This is a genomic window from Pseudoxanthomonas sp. z9, from assembly GCF_006542425.1.
Taxonomy (GTDB): Bacteria; Pseudomonadota; Gammaproteobacteria; order Xanthomonadales; family Xanthomonadaceae; genus Pseudoxanthomonas_A.
In genome coordinates this window covers 1-1176 of record NZ_VFID01000020.1, presented here as the reverse complement: position 1 = coordinate 1176, position 1176 = coordinate 1, and the positions used below count along the sequence as shown (strand labels likewise).

At 64.3% G+C, this 1176-nt stretch carries 1 protein-coding gene; it reads left to right on the top strand.

The features are described 5' to 3' along the window. On the top strand, positions 1 to 1176 hold a 1176-nt coding region (gene tuf / locus FG323_RS19560), incomplete at its 5' end, for an elongation factor Tu (protein ID WP_141456414.1).

Below are 1176 nucleotides of genomic sequence, written 5' to 3'. Positions count from 1 at the left end.
TTCGAACGCACCAAGCCGCACGTGAACGTGGGCACCATTGGTCACGTTGACCACGGCAAGACGACGCTGACGGCGGCGCTGACGAAGGTGGGTGCCGAGCGCTTTGGCGGCGAGTTCAAGGCGTACGACGCGATTGACGCGGCGCCGGAAGAGAAGGCCCGCGGCATCACGATTTCGACGGCGCACGTGGAATACGAAAGCCCGACGCGCCACTACGCGCACGTGGACTGCCCGGGACACGCGGACTACGTGAAGAACATGATTACCGGTGCGGCGCAGATGGACGGCGCGATTCTGGTGTGCTCGGCCGCGGACGGCCCGATGCCGCAGACGCGCGAGCACATCCTGCTGTCGCGCCAGGTGGGCGTGCCGTACATCGTGGTGTTCCTGAACAAGGCGGACATGGTGGACGACGCCGAGCTGCTGGAACTGGTGGAAATGGAAGTTCGCGAGCTGCTGACCAAGTACGAGTTCCCGGGCGACGACACCCCCATCATCAAGGGTTCGGCGCGTCTGGCGCTGGAAGGCGACCAGTCGGAGATTGGCGTGCCGGCCATCCTGAAGCTGGTGGAAGCGCTGGACACGTTCATTCCGGAACCGCAGCGTGACGTGGACAAGCCGTTCCTGATGCCGGTGGAAGACGTGTTCTCGATTTCCGGTCGCGGCACGGTGGTGACCGGTCGTATCGAGCGCGGCATCATCAAGGTGGGCGACGAAATCGAAATCGTCGGTATCCGTCCGACCCAGAAGACCACGGTCACGGGCGTGGAAATGTTCCGCAAGCTGCTGGACCAGGGCCAGGCGGGCGACAACGCGGGCCTGCTGCTGCGCGGCACCAAGCGTGACGACGTGGAGCGTGGCCAGGTGCTGGCCAAGCCGGGTTCCATCACCCCACACACCGAGTTCGAGGCCGAGGTGTACGTGTTGTCGAAGGACGAGGGCGGCCGTCACACGCCGTTCTTCAAGGGTTACCGTCCGCAGTTCTACTTCCGCACCACGGACATCACCGGTGCGGTGACGCTGCCGGAAGGCACCGAGATGGTGATGCCGGGCGACAACATCAAGATGACCGTCCAGCTCATCAACCCGGTGGCGATGGACGAAGGCCTGCGTTTCGCCATTCGCGAAGGCGGTCGTACCGTCGGCGCCGGCGTCGTGGCCAAGATCATCAAGTAA